The sequence below is a fragment of the Thiothrix litoralis genome (assembly GCF_017901135.1).
GTDB classification, from domain to species: Bacteria; Pseudomonadota; Gammaproteobacteria; order Thiotrichales; family Thiotrichaceae; genus Thiothrix; species Thiothrix litoralis.
This window is the reverse complement of record NZ_CP072801.1, coordinates 263015-287221: the sequence shown is the minus strand read 5'-3', so window position 1 is coordinate 287221 and position 24207 is coordinate 263015. Positions and strand designations below refer to the sequence as shown.

General features: G+C 53.5%; 28 protein-coding genes. 7 read left to right on the top strand and 21 right to left on the bottom strand.

The annotated features are described in order from the left end of the window. Nucleotides 1–8: 8 nt before the first annotated feature. The gene (locus tag J9253_RS01460) at nucleotides 9–1241 is read right to left on the bottom strand and encodes a DUF1615 family protein (RefSeq protein WP_038141898.1); all 1233 of its coding nucleotides are present in this window, start codon (nucleotides 1239–1241) and stop codon (nucleotides 9–11) included. A gap of 4 nt (nucleotides 1242–1245) precedes the next feature. Then, the gene (locus tag J9253_RS01455) at nucleotides 1246–1875 is read right to left on the bottom strand and encodes a phosphoribosylanthranilate isomerase (RefSeq protein WP_210222983.1); all 630 of its coding nucleotides are present in this window, start codon (nucleotides 1873–1875) and stop codon (nucleotides 1246–1248) included. Nucleotides 1876–1923: 48 nt separating this feature from the next. Between J9253_RS01455 and J9253_RS01450 the strand changes: the two genes are divergently transcribed. Beyond that, the gene (locus tag J9253_RS01450) at nucleotides 1924–2706 is read left to right on the top strand and encodes a formylglycine-generating enzyme family protein (RefSeq protein WP_210222982.1); all 783 of its coding nucleotides are present in this window, start codon (nucleotides 1924–1926) and stop codon (nucleotides 2704–2706) included. 3 nt (nucleotides 2707–2709) lie between these two features. On the opposite strand, the gene J9253_RS01445 is transcribed toward J9253_RS01450, so the two are convergent. The 4 genes from J9253_RS01445 to J9253_RS01430 are packed head-to-tail and all read right to left on the bottom strand — an operon-like array spanning nucleotide 2710 to nucleotide 5161. Beyond that, the gene (locus J9253_RS01445) at nucleotides 2710–3492 is read right to left on the bottom strand and encodes a dienelactone hydrolase family protein (protein WP_210222981.1); all 783 of its coding nucleotides are present in this window, start codon (nucleotides 3490–3492) and stop codon (nucleotides 2710–2712) included. Nucleotides 3493–3511: 19 nt separating this feature from the next. Next, a complete protein-coding gene (ispG, locus tag J9253_RS01440; protein ID WP_210222980.1) occupies nucleotides 3512–4732 on the bottom strand; it encodes a flavodoxin-dependent (E)-4-hydroxy-3-methylbut-2-enyl-diphosphate synthase in 1221 nt (406 codons plus the stop codon). Between the two features lie 3 nt (nucleotides 4733–4735). Next, nucleotides 4736–4921, bottom strand: coding sequence for a DUF2283 domain-containing protein (locus tag J9253_RS01435; RefSeq protein WP_210222979.1), 186 nt, complete (start codon nucleotides 4919–4921; stop codon nucleotides 4736–4738). Nucleotides 4922–4930: 9 nt separating this feature from the next. Continuing rightward, nucleotides 4931–5161 (bottom strand): DUF4258 domain-containing protein, encoded by a 231-nt coding sequence (locus tag J9253_RS01430; protein ID WP_210222978.1) that lies wholly within the window; start codon nucleotides 5159–5161, stop codon nucleotides 4931–4933. Between the two features lie 87 nt (nucleotides 5162–5248). Between J9253_RS01430 and J9253_RS01425 the strand changes: the two genes are divergently transcribed. Then, nucleotides 5249–5629: a hypothetical protein gene (locus J9253_RS01425; RefSeq protein ID WP_210222977.1), complete on the top strand. Its 381-nt coding sequence runs from the start codon at nucleotides 5249–5251 to the stop codon at nucleotides 5627–5629. Here the strand turns inward: J9253_RS01425 and J9253_RS01420 are convergent. The 7 genes from J9253_RS01420 to J9253_RS01390 form a co-directional block, all read right to left on the bottom strand. Continuing rightward, on the bottom strand, nucleotides 5612–6211 hold the full coding sequence (locus J9253_RS01420) for an ABC-type transport auxiliary lipoprotein family protein (protein WP_210222976.1): 600 nt from the start codon (nucleotides 6209–6211) through the stop codon (nucleotides 5612–5614). The genes J9253_RS01425 and J9253_RS01420 overlap by 18 nt on opposite strands. Next, nucleotides 6208–7149: an MlaD family protein gene (locus tag J9253_RS01415; protein ID WP_210222975.1), complete on the bottom strand. Its 942-nt coding sequence runs from the start codon at nucleotides 7147–7149 to the stop codon at nucleotides 6208–6210. The genes J9253_RS01420 and J9253_RS01415 overlap by 4 nt, the downstream gene beginning before the upstream one ends. Beyond that, nucleotides 7122–7907, bottom strand: coding sequence for an ABC transporter ATP-binding protein (locus tag J9253_RS01410; protein WP_210222974.1), 786 nt, complete (start codon nucleotides 7905–7907; stop codon nucleotides 7122–7124). Before J9253_RS01410 ends, J9253_RS01415 begins: the two co-directional genes overlap by 28 nt. Nucleotides 7908–7919: 12 nt before the next feature. Continuing rightward, nucleotides 7920–9032: an MlaE family ABC transporter permease gene (locus J9253_RS01405; RefSeq protein ID WP_210222973.1), complete on the bottom strand. Its 1113-nt coding sequence runs from the start codon at nucleotides 9030–9032 to the stop codon at nucleotides 7920–7922. A gap of 44 nt (nucleotides 9033–9076) precedes the next feature. Further along, on the bottom strand, nucleotides 9077–12607 hold the full coding sequence (locus J9253_RS01400) for an ImpA family metalloprotease (protein WP_210222972.1): 3531 nt from the start codon (nucleotides 12605–12607) through the stop codon (nucleotides 9077–9079). Between the two features lie 251 nt (nucleotides 12608–12858). Continuing rightward, nucleotides 12859–13452, bottom strand: a complete 594-nt coding sequence (locus J9253_RS01395; protein WP_210222971.1) for a hypothetical protein — start codon at nucleotides 13450–13452, stop codon at nucleotides 12859–12861. A 35-nt stretch (nucleotides 13453–13487) separates the two neighbouring features. Next, complete coding sequence (locus J9253_RS01390) at nucleotides 13488–15674, bottom strand: hypothetical protein (protein WP_210222970.1); 2187 nt, start codon at nucleotides 15672–15674, stop codon at nucleotides 13488–13490. Between the two features lie 152 nt (nucleotides 15675–15826). Between J9253_RS01390 and J9253_RS01385 the strand changes: the two genes are divergently transcribed. Together J9253_RS01385 and J9253_RS01380 are read left to right on the top strand one after the other, a co-directional pair. After that, complete coding sequence (locus J9253_RS01385; RefSeq protein WP_210222969.1) at nucleotides 15827–17023, top strand: DUF2157 domain-containing protein; 1197 nt, start codon at nucleotides 15827–15829, stop codon at nucleotides 17021–17023. Next, nucleotides 17020–17511, top strand: a complete 492-nt coding sequence (locus tag J9253_RS01380; RefSeq protein ID WP_210222968.1) for a GDYXXLXY domain-containing protein — start codon at nucleotides 17020–17022, stop codon at nucleotides 17509–17511. The genes J9253_RS01385 and J9253_RS01380 overlap by 4 nt, the downstream gene beginning before the upstream one ends. On the opposite strand, the gene J9253_RS01375 is transcribed toward J9253_RS01380, so the two are convergent. The 5 genes from J9253_RS01375 to J9253_RS01355 are packed head-to-tail and all read right to left on the bottom strand — an operon-like array spanning nucleotide 17508 to nucleotide 20945. Beyond that, nucleotides 17508–17786, bottom strand: a complete 279-nt coding sequence (locus J9253_RS01375; protein ID WP_210222967.1) for a 2Fe-2S iron-sulfur cluster-binding protein — start codon at nucleotides 17784–17786, stop codon at nucleotides 17508–17510. The two genes, J9253_RS01380 and J9253_RS01375, sit on opposite strands and share 4 nt — an antisense overlap. A 14-nt stretch (nucleotides 17787–17800) precedes the next feature. Next, a complete protein-coding gene (locus J9253_RS01370) occupies nucleotides 17801–18199 on the bottom strand; it encodes a hypothetical protein (RefSeq protein WP_210222966.1) in 399 nt (132 codons plus the stop codon). 10 nt (nucleotides 18200–18209) lie between these two features. Next, entirely contained in the window at nucleotides 18210–19472 is a 1263-nt protein-coding gene (gene waaA, locus J9253_RS01365) for a lipid IV(A) 3-deoxy-D-manno-octulosonic acid transferase (RefSeq protein ID WP_228291471.1), read from the bottom strand. Continuing rightward, the gene (locus tag J9253_RS01360; protein WP_228291470.1) at nucleotides 19462–20259 is read right to left on the bottom strand and encodes an aldo/keto reductase; all 798 of its coding nucleotides are present in this window, start codon (nucleotides 20257–20259) and stop codon (nucleotides 19462–19464) included. Before J9253_RS01360 ends, waaA begins: the two co-directional genes overlap by 11 nt. Beyond that, the gene (locus J9253_RS01355; protein ID WP_028489998.1) at nucleotides 20256–20945 is read right to left on the bottom strand and encodes a BPSS1780 family membrane protein; all 690 of its coding nucleotides are present in this window, start codon (nucleotides 20943–20945) and stop codon (nucleotides 20256–20258) included. The genes J9253_RS01360 and J9253_RS01355 overlap by 4 nt, the downstream gene beginning before the upstream one ends. 199 nt (nucleotides 20946–21144) lie before the next feature. Between J9253_RS01355 and J9253_RS01350 the strand changes: the two genes are divergently transcribed. From J9253_RS01350 to J9253_RS01345, 3 genes are all read left to right on the top strand, one after another. After that, complete coding sequence (locus J9253_RS01350) at nucleotides 21145–21654, top strand: M23 family metallopeptidase (protein ID WP_210222965.1); 510 nt, start codon at nucleotides 21145–21147, stop codon at nucleotides 21652–21654. 151 nt (nucleotides 21655–21805) lie between these two features. After that, the gene (locus J9253_RS20875) at nucleotides 21806–22252 is read left to right on the top strand and encodes an AAA family ATPase (protein ID WP_228291469.1); all 447 of its coding nucleotides are present in this window, start codon (nucleotides 21806–21808) and stop codon (nucleotides 22250–22252) included. Continuing rightward, nucleotides 22186–22854, top strand: a complete 669-nt coding sequence (locus J9253_RS01345) for a DUF4143 domain-containing protein (protein ID WP_228291602.1) — start codon at nucleotides 22186–22188, stop codon at nucleotides 22852–22854. The genes J9253_RS20875 and J9253_RS01345 overlap by 67 nt, the downstream gene beginning before the upstream one ends. A 53-nt stretch (nucleotides 22855–22907) precedes the next feature. Here J9253_RS01345 and trxA read toward each other — a convergent pair whose 3' ends face one another. Genes trxA through J9253_RS01330 form a run of 3 tightly spaced genes read right to left on the bottom strand, consistent with a single transcriptional unit; the run spans nucleotide 22908 to nucleotide 24050 of the window. Continuing rightward, complete coding sequence (gene trxA / locus J9253_RS01340; protein WP_210222963.1) at nucleotides 22908–23378, bottom strand: thioredoxin; 471 nt, start codon at nucleotides 23376–23378, stop codon at nucleotides 22908–22910. 14 nt (nucleotides 23379–23392) lie between these two features. Further along, nucleotides 23393–23812, bottom strand: a complete 420-nt coding sequence (locus J9253_RS01335) for a type II toxin-antitoxin system VapC family toxin (protein ID WP_210222962.1) — start codon at nucleotides 23810–23812, stop codon at nucleotides 23393–23395. Further along, nucleotides 23805–24050 (bottom strand): AbrB/MazE/SpoVT family DNA-binding domain-containing protein, encoded by a 246-nt coding sequence (locus tag J9253_RS01330; protein WP_210222961.1) that lies wholly within the window; start codon nucleotides 24048–24050, stop codon nucleotides 23805–23807. The genes J9253_RS01335 and J9253_RS01330 overlap by 8 nt, the downstream gene beginning before the upstream one ends. Nucleotides 24051–24207 lie beyond the last annotated feature (157 nt).

Genomic DNA, 24207 nt, shown 5'->3' with positions numbered 1-24207 from the left:
GCTACCCATCACCGTGCCGCCAAACAGCGCTGATACCGCCCATACACCGTATTAGCAAACTTCCCCGTTGTCAGTATCCGTGAGGTTTTCTCACTATGCAGTTGGATATTAGGCACTTGCGCATAGACCGCCGCCTTCCCCGTCGCCTTAGCATACGTTGCCCGAATCAGCTTATAGGTCGTGGTATTGTTAAAACTCAGGGTTTTTTCCTGCATCAAATCCCGGCGGATTTGTGATTCTTTCAAATTCAACGCAAACGCCTGATTAATATAGCGTAACGCCTGCTCCGTACCACTAACCTTTGACGCCACGCTGCCATCGGCTTTGTACATCAACAAATCGCCATCAGTTGCCAACGTTTGCTTACTTAATACGCCAATCACCGCCTGAAACGCGGCATTGCGGCTGCTGTAACGCCCCGCATTAAAATCAGCAAAACGGTAAAGTTTCTTGTCGTAGCCCGACTCATAACCCAACAATAATAACGCCCCGTAAAACAACCCACCCTTACGGGTATAAAGGCTATCGCGAACTTGGTAAATCTCTTGCAGCGACAATGCCTTGCCACCGCGCCGCTGGGTTTCATACTGCACCGCAAAATTCACGGCCACCTGCATGGAACCGATGGTGTCGATTTCATTGCTACCTTCAATCAGGTCGCTAGCAAAATGGTTATCCAACAACAAACCCAGCTTGTAGCGACGCGCATAATCTTCTAGCCCCGCCACCAGAGCGCGGTAAGCCAGATCAAGATCACGCTCGGTTTTAGCCCGACGAATACGCTGCATAAAGCTATCAGCAGGATCAGGAAAACGGTTGAGAAACGTGATCGCCCCACCGCGCAGGATCGATAATTTACTGAGCTTCTCAATCACCGCTTTTTCAGACGATTTACCCAAATTCGGCACAGTGGGATTAGCGACAAACCCGGACTCTTGATCAGCTACCGCAATAATCGAACACACATTCTCACGACTTTGTGGCAAGCCATGCAGCTTAAGCACATCCAGCACATCACTTGCCCAGCCACGCGGATCAGCCACCGCAGGTTCCGCTGCCTTAATCAACATAACCGTCGGCAGCAAACCAACAGAAGGTGGCGCTGACACAGCCACCGCTTTGGCTGGTTCACCCATCCAGTATTGCTTGAAGGCTGGGTAAACCCACATACCAACCCCTACGACCGCCCCCAGTACAGTGGTAGCCATTAGCCAGCGTGCTAAACGTTTCAGCATATCCATGAACTCAGTTTACCAACAGCACGCCGTTCATGAAGGCTTGCACCTTCGCGGCATCCTTCACCCCCGGCGCGGATTCCACCCCGCTGCTCACATCCACCGCATACACGCGGCTGGTGCGGATCGCTTCCGCTACGTTCTCCGGGGTCAAACCACCTGCGAGGATAATCGGCTTAGGGTAATCCTGTGGCACTTGCGTCCAGTCAAAAGTTTCGCCCGTGCCACCTGCCGCGCCCGGCGCATGGCTATCCACCAGAAACGCTTGCGCATCGGGGTAATGGTCAGCGTAAGCGGCAAAACCACCGCTGGCTGCCAAGCCCTTCATCCCCACCGCCTTCATATACGGGCGCGGAAACTGGCGGCAATACTCCGGTGTTTCCGAACCGTGGAACTGCAACACATCCAGCGGCACTGCGTCGAGCACGTCGCGCACAAAATCCGCTTCCGCATCCAGAAACAGACCCACCACCGTCACAAACGGCGGCGCAGCCCGGCAAATGTCCGCCGCCTGCGCAATGCTCAAATTACGCTTGCTCTTGGGGTAAAACACCAAACCCATCGCATCCGCACCCGCTGCGCCGACCATTGCCGCATCCGTAACTGAAGTGATCCCGCAAACTTTAACCCGGCAGCGCATGGTGATGATTCCTTTGGCGTAAAAAACCGTAACGCTACCACAGACAGCTTGTCAGCCAAACAGGAAAGCGCCGCTACCTTGTTTTACGATAAGCGCATGTACCCAGCACTACACCCACACAGCCTCGCCCTACCCTTGCCGCGCATGGTCAACATTCCAGCGGGACGCTTCCTCATGGGCGGGCAAGACGGGCGCGATGACGTGGAAGGCGGCTGCACCGCCAACGAACGCCCGACCCGCCACGTTTACATTGCCGCGTTTGCACTGAGCAAATACCCAGTCACTTTTGCCGAATACGACGCCTTTTGCCACGAAACCAACGCGCCATTGCCGGACGACAAAGGCTGGGGACGCGACAAACGCCCGGTCATCAACGTGAGTTGGGAGGATGCACAAGCCTATTGCACTTGGCTGTGTGAATTAAACGGCACAGGCTATCGCCTGCCTTCCGAAGCAGAATGGGAATACGCCACCCGTTGCGGCACAAACGCGGCTTACCCGTGGGGAATGCAGGCAGACGCTCAACACGCCAACCACCAGATGCAACACGGCATGACCACACCCGTCGACGCTTACCCGCCGAACGCTTTCGGCTTACACGACTTGTGCGGCAATGTTTGGGAATGGGTGCAAGACTGCTGGCACGACACCTACCAAGGCGCACCCAGCAACGCGCAGGCATGGGAAGAAGCCGGAAGCCACCACGAGCGCGTGCTACGTGGTGGTTCGTGGAACGACAGGCCGCGCTATTTACGCGCCGCCTACCGGGTCAAGGATTATGCCAACGGTCGCCAGATATTCCGGGGCTTCCGCGTGGCACGTTCGCGGTAAGACTTACTTGAAAATTTCGTTGAAAAACGTCTGCATTCCTGCCCAAGAACGCTTGTCAGCCTTCTCATCGTATTTCAGGTTTTCGACACCGTACTTGCCTGCATCGGGGTTAGTAAAGGCATGACGCACGCCACTACCGAAGGCGACAAATTGCCAGTCTGCGCCGGTTTTTTCCATCTGCTCCAGAAACTTGGTGACAGTCGCAGGTGGCACCATCGCATCAGCATTGCCGTGGAAAGCCAGTATTTTGGTGTTGATTTCAGTGCCATCCGGCGCGGAAGGCAGCGAACCGTGGAAGCTGACCACACCCGCCAAATCTTTCACACCGCTGTACGCCATCTGCAAAATCGTGCCACCACCGAAGCAGTAACCCACCGCTGCCAACTTGCTGGTATCCACCTTGTCGCTTTTCTTGAGCTGCTCCAGACCCGCCAGCGCAGTACCGCGCCATGCATCCACGTCGGAGGTGACTTCTGTCATCCATTCCTTGGCTTGCGCAGGTTTGTCGGTGACTTTGCCATCGCCGTACATATCCGCCGCGAAGGCGACATAACCCATTTTAGCCAATTCTTCGGCACGGTTTTTGGCATGATCGTTTAATCCCCACCATTCGTGGACAACTAATACGCCGGGGCGCTTTTCTGTCACGGCATCGTCGTAATACATCTGACCGATGAATTTTGTGCCATCAAGTTCATAATTCACGGCTTCGCTTTTCACAGCAGCCATGACGTTAGCACTTAACAGAGACAAGCCAACAATCGCTAATGCAGCAATTTTCTTCATGTGAACACTCCTTTGGTTGTTATCCATACGTTTTTTGCACGTAAGTTTCGACCAATGCCTGAAACTCTTGTGCAATATTGTCGCCTTTCAGCGTGACGGTTTTCTGCCCGTCTTCGTAAACTGGGGCAACCGGCGTTTCACCGCTACCCGGCAGGCTAATGCCGATATTGGCATGTTTGCTCTCGCCTGGCCCATTAACCACACAACCCATCACCGCCACCGACATGCTTTCCACGCCTGCGTATTGATCTTTCCACACCGGCATTTGTTCGCGCAACCAGTTTTGGATGTCTTCAGCAAGGTGCTGGAAATAATCGCTGGAAGTACGCCCGCAACCGGGGCAAGCCACCACTTGCGGGGTGAAGGAACGCAAGCCGAGTGACTGCAAAATTTCCTGCCCGACGATGACTTCCTTTTCGCGCTTGGCGTGGGGTTCGGGTGTCAGGGAAATGCGGATGGTGTCGCCAATGCCTTCCTGTAACAGGATCGAGAGGGCAGCGGTGGAATAGACGATGCCCTTGCTACCCATGCCCGCTTCCGTCAAACCAAGGTGCAAGGGGTAATCGCAACGGCTCGCCAAGTCGCGGTAAGCACGTACCAAACCCTGCACTTCGCTGAGTTTGCACGACAGAATAATGTGATCGTGTGGCAGGCCGTATTCTTCGGCTTTCGCCGCACTGGTGAGGGCGGATTCGATCAGTGCAGCGTGCATGACGTCATACAGTTCCAGCGGCTGTGCCAGTTTGCTGTTTTCGTCCAGCTTGCGTGCCAGCAATTCCTGATCCAACGACCCCCAGTTAACGCCGATGCGTACTGGCTTGTCGTAACGGCAGGCGAATTCGATCATTTGCGCGAATTGCTCGTCACGCTTCTTGCCGCGCCCGACATTGCCGGGGTTGATGCGGTATTTGGCGAGGGCTTGCGCACATTCTGGCACAGCGGTCAGCAGCTTGTGGCCGTTGAAATGGAAGTCGCCAATCAGCGGCACGTCGCAGCCCATCTTGTCGAGGCGGTCGCGTACTTCGGGCACGGCTTGCGCTGCCTCCAGCGAATTGACGGTAATGCGCACCAGCTCCGAACCAGCGCGGTACAGCTCCGCACATTGCGCCGCCGTGCGGATTGCATCCGCCGTATCGGTATTGGTCATGGATTGCACCACCACCGGGAAATCGCCACCGACCGTGATATTGCCCACCTTCACGGGAACGGTGTGGTGACGTGGAATAACGTGATTGTTCATTAGTTATGCAGCCTGTTTCAAAGGTAGTTCAGCGCGTTTACTCACATACAAGACTTCAATACCCAGCACATTGCCGTTCACATCGTAGTCGAACATCATGCCCGGTTTGACCTCTTCGGTTTTGTCGACTTCGCCTTCAGCAAGCTGGATATACATGGCATCCGCTAGTGGATCAAATTCAATCTTCATGGTATCACCCTATTCAAAGTAAGCCGTCACGATAGTCACAGGTTCAATGGATTCATTGTAAATGACCCGCAGCCGCTTGAAACCTTTCTCTGGAATTTCTTTCAGCGCGTGAACGAGTGTCGCATCTTCTGCATCGTTTTCTGTTATATCAGGCATTGCCAAGGCAGCAGCTAACCACTCCTGCTTGATTCCCCGTTGCTGGAGCCGTTTCTTGGCGTGGTCACTCAACCTGTATTGCATCTTTTGTTATTCCCGGCTGTTCTGGATGCAGCCATTATGCCCTATCATGCGATAATTCGCAGTGACATGATGGTTTCCGGTAGCGTTATGAAAACAGTTTTTTCCTTGATCGAATCCCCAGTACACCCGAATTTTGGTGCTCTCTACCAGCAGCTTGGTATGCAAGAAGAGTGCTTTAACGCTGCCCGCAAACTGCACAAAGCCTTGCAGCAACAAGCTCCCGACTTTCTGACTGGGGAATTCATCTACGGCTATGGCAACAACTACGCCGGGGCGAATGTATGCAACCTCGATGTCACCTTACGCGCCTTACAACGCTTTTCCCCACAAACCAAAGTCATCGTGTTCTGCAACAAGGAAGACATGCAGTACGTTGTTAAACTCGCCGCCCTGTTTCCGCTACATGCTGTGCTGGCACTGCCGAGCAGCGAACAGGCCATGCGGGAAGCCTTACAAATCCCGCTGTAAATCCTGAATCAACTGCCGGGTGGATTCTGCCAACGCCTGATTCAGTGCTTCGACAATTTTGCTGGTGCTCACGGGTATATTTTCTTTGCGACTATCGTAACGGTGTTGCCCCATAACCCGCTGATCCTGCACCCGCACGAGGATGGATTCCATCGCCACGACCACGGCGGCATTGCCCTTGCCATCCGGCGGATACTCTGCCTGAAACGCAGATACGCGCAGCAACAGCTTGTAGTTTCCGCCCTTGCCCAGCATTTGTTCGGAAACCGACTGGAAGCCGCCGCTGCGTGACAAGGTATCCAGCATAACCGCGTGCAGGTACACCGACAAATCATCAGGCCAACGGCTGTGCGCGATGAAATCCTGCTGGAACCCCGGTTTCATCAGCGTGATGTGGGCGCTATCCAACGCTGGGCTGACCGACACTTTCGGCACATACAGATTGATGCTTAGGCGTTGTGGGGCAAGCGCTACCTGCGGATTCAGCCGGTAGGTCTGGTCGGCAGGCAAGTCGCTTTTCAACGGCGACGAACAGGCCGATAACAACATCACGCACGATAGCAGAAGAGGGCGTATGTTCATCGTGGCAACTCCGTTCCCTGCGGGGCAGGTTGGTAAATGATCTGCGAAGGATTTTGCCCCAACCGGTCACTCAACTGACGGATGGATACCGCCGTCTTACGCGATTCATTCAGCAATTGTCGGAGGTTTTCACTGCCTTCGCCCAGTAACTCGTTGACCTGACCTTCATTATTGACCACCACCCGGTCGACATCTTTCAGCAAGGTATCCAGCTTTTGCGAGGTATTGCGAATAGTACCCAAAGCGGCCTGAAAGTCTTTCATACTGGCAGTAATGCCTTGCTCAGAATGGCTCACTGCCTTGTTGGTGGCATCCACAAGCTCTGCCAGTTGGGTGCTGGTTTGTTGCAGGCTACTGATCAAGAGCGGGATACCTGCCACCGCCGTATCCAGATTTTTCAACAAGCTGGCTACGTTCTCACGGTTTTCCTTATTCAGCACTTCACTGGCAGAATTCAGCAATACGGTGAGGTTTTTCTCCAGATCGGGTAGCTTTTGCACCAAGGCATCCAGCTCCGACGGCTCGGTGAAAATGACCGGCAACGCTTGACCTTCGGCAGCCACCAGCGGTTGCGGTTTACCCACCTTGTCATTCTGGGTCAGGTTGATGAAAGGTAGCCCGGTCAGCCCTTGCTGACGCAAAGTGGCGATCGTAGCGGAATTGACCGGCGTATAATCTTCCACCCGTACCCGCACCCCAACCCGCGCATCACCACCGGGTAACAGAAAAACCTGCGTCACCTCGCCGACCTTGATACCCATGTAGCGGATTTCACTGCCCCGCTCCAAGCCATCGACCGGCGTATCAAAATGGATGTCGTAACTGACGAAATCCCTGCCCGCCTTATCATCGTAAAACAATCCGGCAAACAGGAAACCCGCCACCGCCATCGCGATGACAAACAAACCAACTACGAAGTAGTGGGCATCCCGTTCCATGTGTTCTCCCTCATGATTGCCTGCGCCCGCCTACCGCTGAAATATTGGCGGATTTGCGGATGCGGGCTTGCTAATAGCTCTGCTAATGTACCATCCACTATACGCTTATCGACCAAGATGGCGATACGCTCACAGACAGACGCTAAACTATCCAGGTCGTGCGTTACCATGACCACTGTCAATTCCAGATTGTGGTGCAAGGTCGCAATAAGCTGGTCAAACTCTTCCGCTGATACCGGATCAAGGCCAGAGGTCGGCTCATCCAGAAACAGTACTTGCGGGTCAAGCACCAGCGCCCGCGCCAACGCCACGCGCTTGATCATCCCCCCGGAAAGCTCAGAGGGGAACTTGTTGGCCACATGTGCTTCCAAACCCACCATTTCGAGACGCACGAGCATCAACTCGCGGCATTCCGCTGGGGTCAGATGTGAAAATTCACGCAGGGCAAACTGGATATTGTCCGCCACGCTCAGCGAGGAAAACAGCGCCCCCCGCTGGAACATCACCCCCCAGCGCCGTTTCAGGCCAGCCAGTTCCTGCCGCTTCATCCCGGTCAACTCCTGCCCCTGAAAATAAATTTCCCCGCTGGTGGGCGTATTCAAGCCCAGAATCGTGCGCAACAGCACCGACTTACCAGAGCCGGAACCACCCACAATGCCCAGCACTTCATTACGGCGAATCTCCAGATCCAACCCGTCATGCACCCGCTGGCTGCCAAACTGGTTGACCAGATGCTTGACGGCAATGATGGTTTCCATGACTCCCCCTTGCTAAAACCCAAGCTGATAGAACAGCACGGAAAACAGCGCATCCAGCAGCAGCACCAGAAAAATCGAATCCACCACCGCTTTGGTGGTGTGTTCGCCCAGACTTTCGGAAGAACCCGTCACCCGCATCCCCTGCCAACAGCCAATCAGGGCAATGACCACCGCGAAAAACGGCGCTTTGATCAACCCGGCAGCAAAGGTGCGAAATTCCACATTCAACGCCACCCGCGAATAAAACTGACTAAACGAAATATCCAGAATCGCGGAAGAAATCAGCGCCGCCGCCGCCAACGCCATAATATCCGCGAGTATTGTCAGCAACGGCAAAGCAATCACCAACGCCACCAGACGCGGAATCACCAGAATCATGAACGGGTCGCCACCCATCACCCGCAGCGCATCCACTTCCTGATTGGTTTTCATCAAACCAATTTCCGCCGCAAACGCACTGCCGGAACGCCCCGCCACCATGATCGCAGTCAGCAATACGCCCAGTTCGCGCAGCACCGAAATCGCCACCATGTCGACGGTATACATTTCCGCCCCCAGATCGCGTAATTGCCCACCGCCCTGATAGGTAATCACAATGCTGATCAGACAGGCAATCAAAGCCACAATCGGCACGGCACTGATGCCCGTGGAAAATACATGATGAAATACCGAGCGAAACCGGAAGGTAGAAGGTGAAAACAGTGCGACGACCAACCCGACCAGACTGTGGCCAAAAAACGTAATGAACGACCGCAAAGTTTCCAGCAAAGCCAGCGCAGATTGCCCCAAACGCCGCACGGGTGTTTGCAGGAATGCACCCCACCCCATAACAGGCTGATCACGCTGTCGCGCTTCCTCAAAATAGCCGAGGTATTCAGCGGGGAAATGTTCAAAGCGGACTTCGGCACCTTGTTGCTGCCAGATCTGTGCCTGCTGATAAACCAGCCATGCAGCGGTTACATCCAGCCGTTCTAGCGCACTAGCATCCACCACCACGCCCACCGCTGCTTCCAGCCCGATGGCAGACAGTTGCGTCTTGATGGCATCCGCTTCTGCAAACGTCCACTTGCCCTGCAAGTTCAGGCGAAGTGTTCCCTCTTGCCGTGTTGTTTCCAGTTCGATCATACTGCTATTGTGCCTGCTTCTGAATGCCACTCCCACCGTTTTGATCAAGGTGTCGGATCAAACCACACACTTGTGCCATCCAACGGAATAGTATCCGCCGCTGTTGGCATAACCGCTGGCAATTCCTTATTCACATAGTAGAACAACGCCGGTACTTGCCCGCTGACGCCGTTCGCTGCCACCTGATCCTTGGCGGCCTGCGTGACCTCAATTCCCCAGGCGGCGAAGTACGCGCTGTAATCCTTGCCCGCGATGGTTGAAGCACCGATGTACATAAAGTCATTGCCACTGATAGCACTGGCATCTGTGCGGGTGTAATGACCGAAACCCAGCCGGGTTTTCACCGCATCCCACTTGGCATCAGTTTTGATGGCATCGGTGAAAATGCGTTCCAGCAAATACAGCTTGGTGTAAACACCCCACGATTGCTGGCTGTAGGCCAATTGCATGTAGAACGACAAGCGCTCGAACGCATTGTCATACGTCCCCGTTCCCGACCACAGCGGGTGTTTGGTATCGGCTGCCGTGCCTGCCTTGCGGGCAGCTTGCAGGATGGTGAAAGCTTCCTGGTTCGCCGGGCGGGTCTGGCTGGGGTGTTTGCTTAGCCCCTGATCCAGCGTCCACTGCCATTGGGTGTGCAAAGGGAATATATTGTTGGACACTTCCGTGCTGCGCCCTTCGTAAATTTTCAGGCGGGCGCGTTGCAGGTTATGCCCCATTTCGTGGTTTTCACCCCAGCCCAACGGCTCAATCGGTGCGTAGGAATCAAACGGGTTGCCGGAGCACAACGCGCCACACGCCGCATTCACATCCGCGTTGATGTGCTGGATTTTCGGCTTGACATGAATCGCCGCATCGGTACACAGGTTGCGGGTGCTGCCGTCATACATCACGCTGCTCAAACCGAAACGGGTACAGAAATCACTGGTTGCAGCATCCAGCGCCGCCAGCCCTGCCCCGCTGAAACCAGCATAGGCGTAATTCCCGGCAATCAGGTAATGGTTCAGATCCTCGATGTACGCCTGCACGTCTTCCGGCGTATAACTGTTGGCCTCGTTGCCATCCTGCCGCGCGAAGGATTTCAGCATATAGGATTTGAGGGAATGGATTTCCGCATACGGGGTTTTGATGTCCACCCAGTCGCTGTCGCTTAACAGGATGTCATTCAGGAAACTCTGGATGTCGATGGCATCAAACGCCTGCAACAACGGGTTTTCCAGCACATTGTCGAATGCCAGCGTAAACGGGGTTGCGTCACTGTCGACACCCATCCAGCCAACGTAAAGCGGGCCACCGTAGGGGGTGGAAAAGGTGTAAGTCTGGCCTGCTGCCAGCGTTATGACCGGGCTGCTCATATAGCGCGGGCGGCTGTACTGCTGGTCATTCCACAAACGGGTGCTTTCCCGCAGGAAGTTGAAACGCAATTTGGCTTCAGACGTACCGCTGTCAGTACGGCGTACCGTGATGGTTTTACCGGGTGGCGCGTACAGGCCAGTGCTCGTCCATTCACCAAACACCGTAGGCGTGTACGTGCGGGTTTTACTGGTGGTGCTGGCTGCATTCAGCTTGGTTTGTGCGGTGGTAAAGTCGCCCATATCCGCTTGGTAAACGTTATCGGGGCGCGAATAGTGGACGCCGTAATCCGCAAACAATGCCTGATAAAAAGCCGTATCCGTCGTCGTCACCTTATCCATCGGGTAGTGGATGTCGGCGCGGTACTTGTCCGCCAGCAATACCGCGATTTTCAGCAAGCGCGAGCCGTCAGCCTGCGCAAACAGATTGCTTCCCTGATAATCCAGCGCCTGTAACTGGGTGCGAATCGCCGTTGCGCCCTGATTAAACAGTTCCTCGACACTATGACCGGCGGCATCGGTCACTTTAGCCAAATCACACTTCACCGTGCCTACACTGTCGGGGCAATCGCTAGCCTCGTAGGTGAAATCCGGCAGCCCGTCACGCAGGCTGGTCAGCGTGGTCTGGATAACACTGGCATCGGACGACTGGGCACATTGCGCCGCCACCGACGCAAAATCGCCCACGGTTTGCTCAGCATACCAACGCCAAAGCAGGCCAAATTCGGCCAGATTGGCGTCATTGGGCTGATACCAGTTATTGAAAACCAGCACCGGCTTGTTGGCGGCAAATGCCTGCTGCACTTCCGTGACATCGCGGTTCACATCGCCCAGATACAGGTCAAACGCGCCACTTTTCAGCAAGGCCGCGTCGACTGAAACCGTCCACTGGTGGCTCAGGCTATTGGCACTCAGCCAGTCATTCAGCGCCACCCTGTCCCAATAGTTAGGCACCAGCACGGTCAGTTTTTCATTGAGCACATCAGCGTCCGCAGCGCGTTTCAGCAGCCAGCGCAAAACATTGAGGGTGTTGTCTTTCAGATCCGTATTCACCTTGGTGAAGCTGAACACATTGGTTCCCAGCACGGCGTAGCGTGTACCATTGACCTTGCTGCCCATCCACGAATACACCTGCACCGCACCGTTATTGTACGCAGCATGGAGCGGCAAATTGTGCGGGCTGGTCGAAGCCATGTAAGCCGAACGCAGCGGGAACAGGGTTTGCACCAATCCAGCCGGATAAATGTTGGCAAGCTCAGCCTTGCAGTAATCCGCCTCACTTTGCGCCTGAGCAATACCCGCATCCAGCAATGCCTTGGTGGTCACGCTGCTGGCATCGCCAGTGCGCAAAGCATCTTCCAGCCGCGTATCCTCAACGCCACTGGTCGTCGTGACAGGCGCTTCACCCGTTGCCTTGACGATGTAATTCTGGCTGGTAGTCAGGTTATCGGGGTGTAATAGCACATTGGATTTCAGCAGGTTAAGGTCGGTTCCGGGTCCCGCGAAAATGGTCACGCCATCCAGATTCAGGTCGGTATTGAAATAACCGTTCAAACGATAATTCGCGCCTTGCGTGCTGTTATCCGGCTCGGTCAGTATTTGACCCAACACGGCATTCACATCCGTCCCCGGCCCGCCACCGATGATTTGGGTATTGGCATCCGCATCGCCCGCCCACAGCAACGCCTTGTCGCCCACCACCTGACGGGTCAGATCCCCGGCCTGCACGCCTGTGAAATCCACCACTGTCGCCGTTTGTGCCAGCGCCACCGGGTGGGAGGTTATCCCCAGATGATTACGATGGCGGATACCAATACGGTAATTACCCGGCGCAACCCCCATGAAGTCCAAAGTGTTTGCACCCGTTTGCGGGTTAGCCAGCAAACCATCACGTTGCACCATGACCGCCTTGCTGCCCAGCACGGTATCACTGCTAGCGTCATGCAATTCCAGCAATACCCAGTCCACCACCGCTTTATCACCTTCCACCGCCAATACGGCGGTACTGAGCGTTTCGCCTCCGGCATGGTTGAAAGGGGGAACGTTGTAAGGTTGCGTGATGGGTAAGTAGCCTTTGCTGCGTAAATCGTCACGCATTAAACCGCTGGAAGCCTCGTATGCGCCTTGCAGCAGCACGTTAACCTCACAGGAAACATCGGCGAAAGCGGGTTGGCAACTAGCGACCAATAGCACAAGCGTACTGAAGATATGGCTGATTTTCATGGCGCAATTTATTGTTATTCATGGGTAAAAGGTTGCGTCATGATACGGGAGTTCCCGCTCGACAAGGAGCGGGAAACGACTAACGGTTAGGCCGTTATGGCACTGATAAAGTATATGATCTATCGGGACTTGACAGTTAAGATAATATCTATTCACGACAAAGGAGCGGGTGAGATTACTCACCAACTCCTCGGACAAAGCCTAGTTTAACAATGAACTTGTCTATAACTCTGCGTATTGAAATAATCAGCCTAGTTAACCTTAATCGTCTCTTCCGCTTTCATTGGCAAGATTGGATTATTGTTAGCATCATATTCAACTGACGACGTTGGCCTACTCATCGCTCGAGCATTACTAGCACCATCTGCCTGAACGGGAATTGAAAAGGCTCGTGATTGCGATTCCCCGCCTTTCGTTGTCGTCACTATCAGATTGACATAACGTAGTCCAGCATCACTAGGATAGGCAGAAAATGACAGCGGATAATCTACTACATTCGACTTTAAATCGAGCATGAATGAATCACCCGCCAACCCCGTTACTAACAACCCGTCGTCTACAATAACGTCAACTTTAGCACTATCAATATTAAAGGCAGCCAAATGAAATACTGCACTGATATTACTGGTCTCACCCACGCTAACCTTATCAGACTTATACGTCAGGTCAACAGGTGCGCCCGGTTTCTGGTACTGCCCTTTGGTAGAGCCTACCAGCACTGTCGTATTTTCAACTCCAGCAGGGGCAGGAGCTGCTGCCGCACTATGGCTGACATCTGCTTTGCCACAACCAACCAACGTCACTAACGCAATGACAATTGCCAATGCTGTCTTATTCTGTTTCATAATCAATAACCTCTGTAAACATTAGACTTTGATGGTTAGTTAATGGATACATTAAAGCAAACATTTGCTCCAGCACCTTCTGCATTATCAACGTCATAAACCTCCATCACATAATCACCCGCAACCAAGTTTTGAGTAACTGTTTGTGTATTTGGTGCCGTATCCTGCGCCTCGATAAATGTTGCATTGAACGGTGATGCCTTCGCCACATTAAAAACTATTTTTGCTGGATCTCGCCCCGAAGTCCGTTCGGCTGTTATCGTGTAATCGCCTGCTGCTGCAATCGTAAATCTAAAGTAACGCCTTACAGACAAACGGTTGCCAGGGTTGGGGGCACTCAGGTCAACTACGCTACAACGCTCTACAGCACCACCACCAACCGTTAAGGGCGTGTAAATGGGAAGAACATTGAGGTTCCCACTGCGGTTATCCGTTTGAGCACTACCATAAATGTCATTAATTGGTTCCATATTTTCCATGGCGACAACCGAATCTATATTAGCCGCTTGGCTTGGGTTATTTTCTTTAATCGCCTTGATAAAGGTAAAGATGCTGGTATAGGCTTGGGTATTTTTTTCTTTACCTATCATGGTAGAGTAGATGGATCCAAAGCCCAAGGATACTGCATCACCCGTTTCATTTGTAGAATCATAAAGATCATACAGAACCCGCTGTAATGAACCCTCGCTGTAAAAGCCTGGCTCAACGGCTTCCTGCGTCTCAACATTCAACTCGAGACCAATGGATGCTTGATTCATACCGGATGTATCCACATACAACGGGTCGTCAGTAATCATGCCTGACAGGGCATTACCCCAAGCCTCACCAAATGCAAGGCGCATATCAAGAATATCTCCATCACTATGGATACCTCCCATGCTATCAGAACGGGAGAACTTGTCTTCGAAATAATGACCCCACTCGTGAATCATGATGTGATCATCAAACTCATCGGTATCAACATTTTCCTTCCCCAAGATATACAACCCGACTACGTCGCTATCATAATGAGAAGTGTCAATCTGCCCCAACGCCTTATCACCAACGGTTGGAACATTGTTTACTGACCAGTTAACCTTCAGGGGAGAAAAAGTGGCGGCAGGATCAACAGCCCTGATTTTCTCACAGACAGTATACATACTGTTAAGGATAGCAAAAGGAGCAGACTTCCGGGCAGCACCTGATGTATAACCGTTTCCTCCCCAACCAGAGGGCGCATATAAGTCACGGGTTGAATTACTCATGCCACTAGTCGTCAGGCTCCCGTCCAAGCTATACAATGCTTGACTGTTAGTATTATCGACAACCATTAAACTATAATCAGCCAGTTCAGCTTTGACCCGGATTTTCACCGGGGTGTTTGCCGGGACGGTAACACTATACGTACCATCAATACCCGTTTTGGTGCTGGCTATCACCGTATTGGAAGCATCCAATGCTTCAACCGTTGCCTTGCGGACATTGGAAATAACGGTATTGTTATAATCAAGTCCCGTTAGTTTAACAGGAACCAAATCAAAGGTAGCTTTTCCGCTAATGGTAACATTTACCGGTGATGAGGTAGCAACGACATTAATACCACTGGATGTGACGGAAGCCCCTGTTGTTATACCAGCTTGACGGCTAGCGGCGACAGGTATCACCTCAAAAGTAATGGTTGTCCCCGCGTCTGCTGCCACAATCATGTAGCTTTGGCTGGTTGCCCCGGCAATTACACTGCCATTACGCAACCAGCGAAAAGTGGATATACCTTGTGGATCATTTTTTGCGTCAGTATAGGTATAAGTACCGTTCAGGAGATCCCCAACCATGGCACTGCCGCCGTTGCTGTCAGAAATTGTTACATTACTGGCAACAGGAGTCGTGTTGGCTCGGGTGGGGATAGTTACCGTTCCCGAACTGGTCTGGGGAGTATCCCGCTGATCCAGTTCAGTATGACCACTACTCCGATAATCAGTGCTACTACTGGCAGCAGGAGCCGTGTTGACTCGGGTGGGGATAGTTACCGTTTCCGAACTGGTCTGGGAAGTATTCTCCACAACAGGCCGGGTTGATGCGATAGTAGCCAAATCTGAGGACAAACCATCATCGCTGTTCGCGATGTTAGTTGCATCACCGCACGCTGTCAGCAGTGAAGCTGCGAGCGGCAATAAAGCAAGCCGCCACCAAGGAAATCTACTGGACAGAGCAACAAAGCCTGTCCCTGTTTGCTGTGAAACCATAACCCGAGCTCCTTCTGATTCAAAAAATTCACCATCCAAGCCATATTTTGATAGGTTTACACGCTGACGAACCGTGTAGAATACTTAAAGCCTATAAACATGCAGAGATCCAAAAACACCGCTCATCATCAACTTAATTTATCATAATAACTGTGACCACTATCACTAAACTTAATCAATGGCTCCAAGCTGGGTTAATTACCCCAGCGCAACACGCCAATATCCTCAGTTTTGAAGCCGAGCGCCGTCAGAACGCCAACGGCTGGCTGTACAGTTTCATGATCCTCGGCGCGGTGATCATCGGGCTGGGCGTGATTTCGCTGATTGCGGCGAATTGGGCGCACATCGCCGATAGCACCAAACTGGGGGTGGATTTCGCGCTGCTGTCGGTGTTGGCGGGGGGCATTTTCTGGCAATACCCCCAACGCCGCCACGGGGTGTGGTTTGAAGTGCTGCTGGTGAGTTTCATGCTGCTGTGTCTGGCGAGCATTGGCTTGATTTCGCAAATTTTTCACATCAGCGGGCAGTGGTATCACGCGCTGCTGTTCTGGGCGGCAATTACATTTTTGCTGAGCCTGTTTGCCCGCAGCCTGTTTACGCGCTTTTTCTGGGTAACATTATTGCTGCAAGGGTTGGTGTGGAGTCTGGTCGATTTCACCACCCCTGACATCTGGCAGCAATGGAAAACCTTGCCTGCGGTGTTGCTGCTGGCTCCCTTACTATCCGCCACGCTGTATTACGCCACGTTTCCGGTAAAAACCTTGCGCGGCTTTAGCACCAGCCTGTACTTCTGGTTCCAAATTACCGCGATGATTGCGCTGGCCATGATCGACATTGCGCGTTCCGGTGGCGAAATGACGGAATATCAACTGGCGTGGTTTGTGCCTGCTTATATGACCGCCGGGCTACTGGCACTGGGAATCCTGTTACACCGCGAATACCGCTGGCTGAACCGGCTGTTATTGCTGGGGGCATTGGGCTTGCTGCTGCTGTATTTCCACCCTGATTGGCTGTTTAGCGGGCAAAGCCGTTACAGCCTGTTTGGGTCACAGGCACAGGCTACGGTCAGTTTCTGGCAGGCGGATGACATCCGCGCCCCCTTACTGACACTCGCCATTCTGTTCCTGTATGCGTTGCATTCGGGAAATAGCGGGCGGCAGCATACCTTCAATCTGGTGACGTTTTTGATCGGGCTACGCTTTGTGATCCTGTACTTTCAGGCGATGGGCGGGCTGGCAGCCACCGGGGTGGGGCTGATCGTTTCCGGCAGCTTGATCATCGGCATGACCTGGCTGTGGTACAAGTCGCGTGACCGCCTGCGGGCATGGACAACGGGGTTGCAAACTTGAACAGAAAGCGCTGGCTGATCGTGGCCTTGGTATTACCGATTCTGGCACTGGCGGGCAGTGCTTACCTGAAAAGCGTGCAGCGTAACAGCGGCGTGGCAGTGACTCTGCCCATCAGTGGTTTCGACCCGCGTGATTTGCTTTCCGGGCATTACCTGATTTACCGGGTGGATTACGGCGTGGAAGCGGTTTGTGACAAACAACAGGGGCAGGCCAGCGTGTGCCTGCGTCCGCAACGGGGGTTGTATCCAACGGATGAATTGCCGCCCGATTGCACGCTGTTCATCCACGGGCGGTGCGATAACGGCGTGTTTAGCGCGGGGATTGAGCGTTTCTACATTCCCGAAGCCTACGCGCAAGTGCTGGAAGCCAAGGTGCGTGATCAGCAGGGTGAACTGGTGTTGGCGGTGGATATGCAAGGCAATGCCGCCATCCGCGACTTGCTGATTGGTGGCAAGCCGTGGAAGGCAGCAGTGGACGGATTAGACTAGATTTCTGGCACTTCCAGCACCAGATCGGAAGCCGGTTCGCCGACACAGAACAGCCCCTTGCCCGCTGCGGCATCTTCTTCAAACAGTGCCAGCGGTTCGCCGTCGGGGTAAATCATTTCCCCCGAGACGATTTGCCCCATGCACACGCCACAAATCCCACCGCCACAACCCCACGGTACCGGAATTTCCTGACGCAAGGCGGCTTGCAGCACGGTTTCGCCTTCGTTCACCTGAAAGCGCCAAGGGGTGTTCTGGATAGTGACGGTGTAGGGCATGGGCTTGTGCTAACTTAGGATTTCGGGAATTTATAGTAGGTGTCGTTCAGGTACTCGGTCACTTTGTTTATGTCATCGTCGAACAGTTTGGAACCGAGGTTGGCGTCACAGCGGCGTACCTGCGCGACGAGCATCCCATAATCTTTCATCTTGTGGTCAGCACGGGTGTAAACGCCCGCATCATGGCAACTGATGCAGTTGGCGTCATGGATAGCCTTGCCCGGATGCACGTCGCTGGCAGCTTCTGCTGTTTCGGTTGCCTTCGGTGGTGAACTCGGCGCAACCGCCTGTTCCATCGGTTTGCCCGCCGTCTCCGGCGCAGTCGCTGTGCCGCTTTGTTTCTCGCCGCAAGCGGTCAGGGCGAATGCTGCAACAGCCATTGCCAGCATGAAAGGGGTCAGTAATTTCATCATTTAGCCTCATTTATATTTTCATCAAGCGGTGTACGGATTGCATCAGGCAATCCAAAGCACCTTGATTTTGTTGGAAAAAATGTTGGGCGGCAACACCTGTCTGGTGATGCACTTCCGCATCCTGCAACCACGTCAGCAAGGGTGCGTACAGCTCAGCTTCGCCCGCCACCAGTATTGCACCACCTGCCTCACACAGGGGCGGAAAGATGTCGGCGAAGTTGTGTACGTGTACGCCACTGACCACCGGCAAGCCAAAAGCAGCCGCTTCCAACGGGTTATGTCCGCCGTGAGCCACTAGGCTGCCACCGATGAAGGCCACATCGGCGGAAGCATACCACAACAACATTTCTCCCATACTATCACCCACAATAATGGCGGTATCAGAGGAAAAATCACTGCCCGCACTGCGCCGCACACTGGGCAAACCGCTCTCCGCACACAAGCGGGCAACAGCATCAAAGCGTTCTGGGTGGCGCGGCACCATAATCAGCAGCAACTCCGGCAACGCTTCCCGCAACCGGGCAAACACGCGCAGGATAATCTTGTCTTCACCCGGATGCGTACTGGCGGCCACCCACACCGGGCGACTTGCGCCCCACTGCTGGCGCCATTGCTTGCCCTGTTCCACCAGCCCGGTGGGAATCTGCCAATCAAACTTGATATTGCCGCACACCACCACTTGTTCAGCATAAGCACCGAGCTGCTGGAAATGCAAGGCATCTTGCTCACCGCGTGCCGCAATCAAACTGACATTTGCCAGTGTTTCCCACACCAACTTATCAATCCGCGCATAGCCCCGCATCGAACGTTCCGACAGCCGCGCATTCGCTAGCAACAACGGAATATTGCGTTGGGCGCAAGCGGCGTAAAGGTTCGGCCAGATTTCGGTTTCCATCACCACCAGCAATCTAGGCTGCACCCGCCTCAGCAAACGCGCCAGTGCATCCGGCAAGTCGTAAGGCAAATAACAGTGCTTGACCCGTTCACCGAACAGGCGCTTGACCGTATCCGACCCCGTAGGCGTCGTCGTTGTCACCAGCAGTGTGTGTTGGGGAAATTCCTTCAGCAAACGTTCCACCAACGGGCGGGCGGCAATGGTTTCCCCGACGGATACCGCGTGCAGCCAGATACAGGAACCGCGCACCGTACCAAAGCCAAAACGCTCGGCGAGGCGCTGCCGATATGCCGGGTTAGCACGGCTACGCCACAGCAAGCGCAGGATGAAGATGGGTGTCAGAAAGTACATCAAAACAGTGTAAAGATTACGTCTCACCTAACACCTCTAGCGCCACCGCCACATTCTCGCGCAAATGTTTGGGGTTGATTGTTCCTAGCACCACGCTGGTAGCGCCCGCTTGTGCGAGGATAAAGCTCAGCGCCTGTTCTACAGGATTCGCACCGCTGAATTTATCCAGATGTCCGCTGGCAAAGGCTTTTTTCACCAGCACGGCCTTGCCCTGTTGGGCGGCGGCTTCCAGCACCGGCAATTCGTCGGTGTACAGCGGGTTGTAAGCCGCCATCACCACGTCACAACCGAGTTCATAGGCCAACAAACCACCTTCCACGGTTTTCGAGGAAATGCCAACCGAGCGCACCCAGCCTTGCTCACGCATGTGTAACAAGGTATCCAGCACTGCCTCTTCACGCAGAATGCGCACATCATCGCCATCGGAATGGATCAGCACCATGTCGAGGTAATCGGTTTTCAGCAGGCGCAAACTGTTTTCCACGCTGAGGCGCGTGCCCGCTGCACTGAAGTCGAAGCTGGATTCGCCATCACGGAAATGTTCGCCCACCTTGGTTTCGATCACCCATTCGTGGCGGGAAGTCGGCAGCAGTTTGCCAATACGTTCCTCGCTCAAACCGTAGGCGGGTGCGGTGTCCAGCAGGTTAATGCCAAGGTCGAAAGCCAGCGCCAGCAATTCGCGCACTTCTCGATCAGAAGGCAGTTCAAAGCCTTGTGGGTATTTAACGCCTTGATTACGCCCGAATTTGACCGTGCCCAACCCCAACGGGCTGATTGCCATGCCGGTAGCGGCTACCGGACGCTTTTCCATCATTTAAAAATATCCTTGTAACTGGCATAAACGGCTCCCATCATGACCGGGATCAGCACCAGAAAACCCAGCATCATCGGAATCGACGCCACAAACGCCAGCACCATATAAAGCAAAGCAAATACCACGAAAGGTAACGCATTCGCCCACGCACCTTGGAAACTACCTTTCACTGCTTCTAACGCACTCATGCCGTTAAACACCACCAAGGCAGGCGCATAGGTGAACAACATCCCCATGCCCAAGCTAACCAGCAACAGGAAAACCAGTATACTGCCACCAAAATTGAAGATCGGCATCCCGGTCAGCTCATCAATGCTGATCATATCCCCCACCAATAACTTGCTAAGGATAGCGGCGACGAAACCCGCGCCCAACATCAAAGCGCCCAGCATCAACAACTGGTAACGGGTGGTTTCATCCTTGAATGCACTGAATAACTCAGGAATTTCAGTCTGCTTACCCGCATGAGCATTTTTCACGGCCAGCAACATGCCGCCGGTCAGCAAGGGCACGGCCATATTCAGCAGCACCCCACCGAGAAACGGCAACATGCTTAAGACCAGCACAATCACCCCAAACAATAACCCCATCAGCGCCCAATTCACCGGATTTGCCCGGAACATGCGCCAACCGAACTTCAACCATTCGATGGCCTGAAGCGGTTCAACAATCTTGACAGTCAGCATGAAAACTCCTTTCTTGAGCATGACGTATTACTCACCTGCGTAGTCTGCCTGTTTAGCCGAAAAGTAACAACGCAAGCCCAGCCAAAACGGTTTAAACGACAAACGGCTAACTCTGCACAAACTTTCCGTATTGATTGAGGTATTTCTGCAAAACCTATGCTTATGCTGTGCAGACACACAAGCACGCAAAGGATAGGCGATGAAAAAGACCTTGCTGGCATTATTACTAGCATTCGTGGCGGCGGTTGCATTACTGCCCGAAACACCGCGCATCCCGGTCAGCGGCGCGACGGCGGCAGACTGGAACCCGCAATCGTTCTGGTATTACCCGTGGGGACGTTCCGGCACACACAAAGGCATCGACATTTTCGCCAAGGAAGGCACGCCCGTGCTGGCGGCTACCCAAGGCTTGGTGGTGCATACCGGGGTGGATAGCATGGGTGGCAATAGCGTGCTGGTGCTGGGTGGCAAGTGGCGCTTGCATTATTACGCGCACCTGCAACGCATTGATACGCAAGCGTTACGCTGGGTAAAAGCGGGTGAACCACTGGGTACAGTCGGCACGTCGGGCAATGCCAAGGGCAAGCCACCGCACTTGCATTACGCCATCCGCACGCCTTACCCGCAGCCGTGGCTGTATAACGCGAGTGTGCCGCAGGCTTGGAACAAGCTGTTTTATGTTGATCCGAATCAGTGGTTGTTACAGTAGCTCTTTTTGCAAAGAAATTTTCTAGAAAACTGATTTTTATGAGATTATTTATCAAAAACTCGTATTAAGCACGCCGATTTCTCGTGATAAGGGTTCCCGAAAATCGTATTAAGGTCTAGTATTTCTCGTATTAAGGTGACGAGGAATCCGCATGTATCAACGTAACAGCACACCCTTTCTGCTGGAATTGCTGGCAGAATTCAGGATTCTTTACCTAACCGGGCCACGGCAGGCAGGCAAGACTACGCTTGCCAAAATGATTGCCGCCGAGCGTGGAATGCAATACCTGTCGCTGGATGAGGAAGCCGTAGCGGCAGCGGCACACAATGACCCCCACGGTTTTATCCAGTCCTTTGCCGGGCAGAATTTGGTGCTGGATGAATTCCAGTATGCGCCAGAACTCACCCCAGCCATCAAGCGGGCATGCGCGAACAACTGGCGCAAATCCTGCTGGATGGCGGCTACCCGGAAGTGCAAAGCAAAAGCACGCGCGGCAAATCCATCTGGTTCAAATCCTACATTCAGGGGCGTTTGTTCAAGGACTTTGAAACGCTGTACGCGGCGCGAGGGGAATATCATGCCAAGCTGCAAGCCTTGATTCCCTACCTCGCGGGCTTGAGTGGCAATTTGCTGAAATATGCCAGTGTTGCCAACGCTTTGGCGCAAAACGATCAAGTCATCCGCTCTTATATCGAGGCGTTGGAATGGATGTTTATCATCAAGCGTATTTCCCCGTTTGTGAAAAACAGCGCAAAACGCGAAACCGTGGGAATGCCGAAGCTGCACATGGTGGATACCGGGCTGGCTTGCCATTTGCTCGGTCTTAAGACAGCGCGGCAACTGGCGACTTCCGCCATTTTTGGCAACCTGCTGGAAAGCCTTATCGTGATGGAATGCTTCAAGCACATGGGCTGGGCGGAGGAGGAAGTTGGTGTTTACCACTTCCGTGATACCAGCAAAAACGAGGTGGATATTGTGCTGGAACGCAGCGGCGGCAAGCTGATCGGGATTGAAATCAAAGCGTCGGCTTCGGTGGGCGAGGCGGATTTCAAGGGGTTGGCGCAGTTGGCGGCGTTTGTGGGGGATAGGTTGGAGGCGGGGTTGGTGTTTTACAGTGGGGAGCGGGTGTTGCCGTTTCGGGTGACTGGACGACAGTTTTTTGCTGTGCCCATCAGTTTGTTGCTTGTGCCTTTGGCATAAGACAACCTACTGAACAACGGCTACTCATGACTTAAAACTTTGCACCACTACTCCTACACATCTTCCCCGCCTGATGCGGCTTTCGGTGCGTGAATACCATGTTTTGTCAGGATGTAGCGAATACTATGGGGGAGTTTTGCCCCAGTGAAACGTTCCACGCATTCCCCGTCACGGAACAGCAAGACCGTCGGCATGGCGCGAATATCGAAGCGGTGCATCAGTTGCTGGTTCTTGTCCACATCCACTTTCGCCAGCAGGAACGCGCCTTGGTAATCATCGGCGAATCCGGCCAATAGTGGCGTCAGCACGCGACAGGGGCCACACCATTCGGCATAGAAATCGACCATTACCGGCGTCTTGTGCGAGGTTTTCAATACCATCTCATCGAACTCGTCGGCATTGACGAAAGCTTCATAGCTACTACGGTTATCAGGCATCGCCTCCTGTTTAGCGCTGCGCCACCGCCTTAACATCAGGAATGTGAAGACGGCGACTACGATAGCGGTGAGGATGACGACGTGCATGAAATATTCCTTGGTTATACTTCTTTAGATAATGGTTTGTCACGAATGACCATTAGCTTTATATCCTGACCTGTAGCAACATCTTTCCAGAGTTGATCCGCCGTCATGACGGGTAGACCAGTCGCCAGCCCCAGCGCCAAACAGGCTCGGTCGCCCAACGACAAACCAAACGGCTTGCTAATAGCACGTAATTCCCCGGTCAGACGTGCTTGCTGTTCGTCCTGCGGAATAAACTCAAGTTCGAGACTGCTGATCACGGCCAGGATTTCCGGCATCGGCATGTTTTTGTCGACCAGTTTGGTGACTAGCTCGGCATAGTTGGCACTACCAATCACCCCGCTGCCTGCTTCAAGAATTGGCGATACCTTATCGGCTCCTGTCTCTTCAAACAGGTAAGCAAGCAGAGCCGAAGTATCCAGAATAACCTTACTCATCGGCTGCTGCCTTGCGTCGCTCCTGAATCAATTCGTCGACGACTGAAACGCCCGGACGGGCATATTGCCGCACGAGATCGCGGGCATGTTGCAGGCGTTGCTTGCGGGTGAAAACCCGTAGTTCTTGCGTTGCCTCCGACCAGTCGAGCAAGACCTGATCACCAATCGCTATACCCATTTTCTGACGGATGTCGGCTGGGATGACAATTCTGCCGCCTTGAGAGACATTTGCTGCCACGGATGTCACTTCTCACCTCAATGTCACATATTTAACTGAATGGCATTATTTTAGCAGGAGGGAAAAAGAAATGCATTAGGGCATTATCGATCAACGTCGGCGGCAAGAATAGCGGCAAAGTCATGTGTACGATGCAAGCCAAAGCCAGATTGCTTGC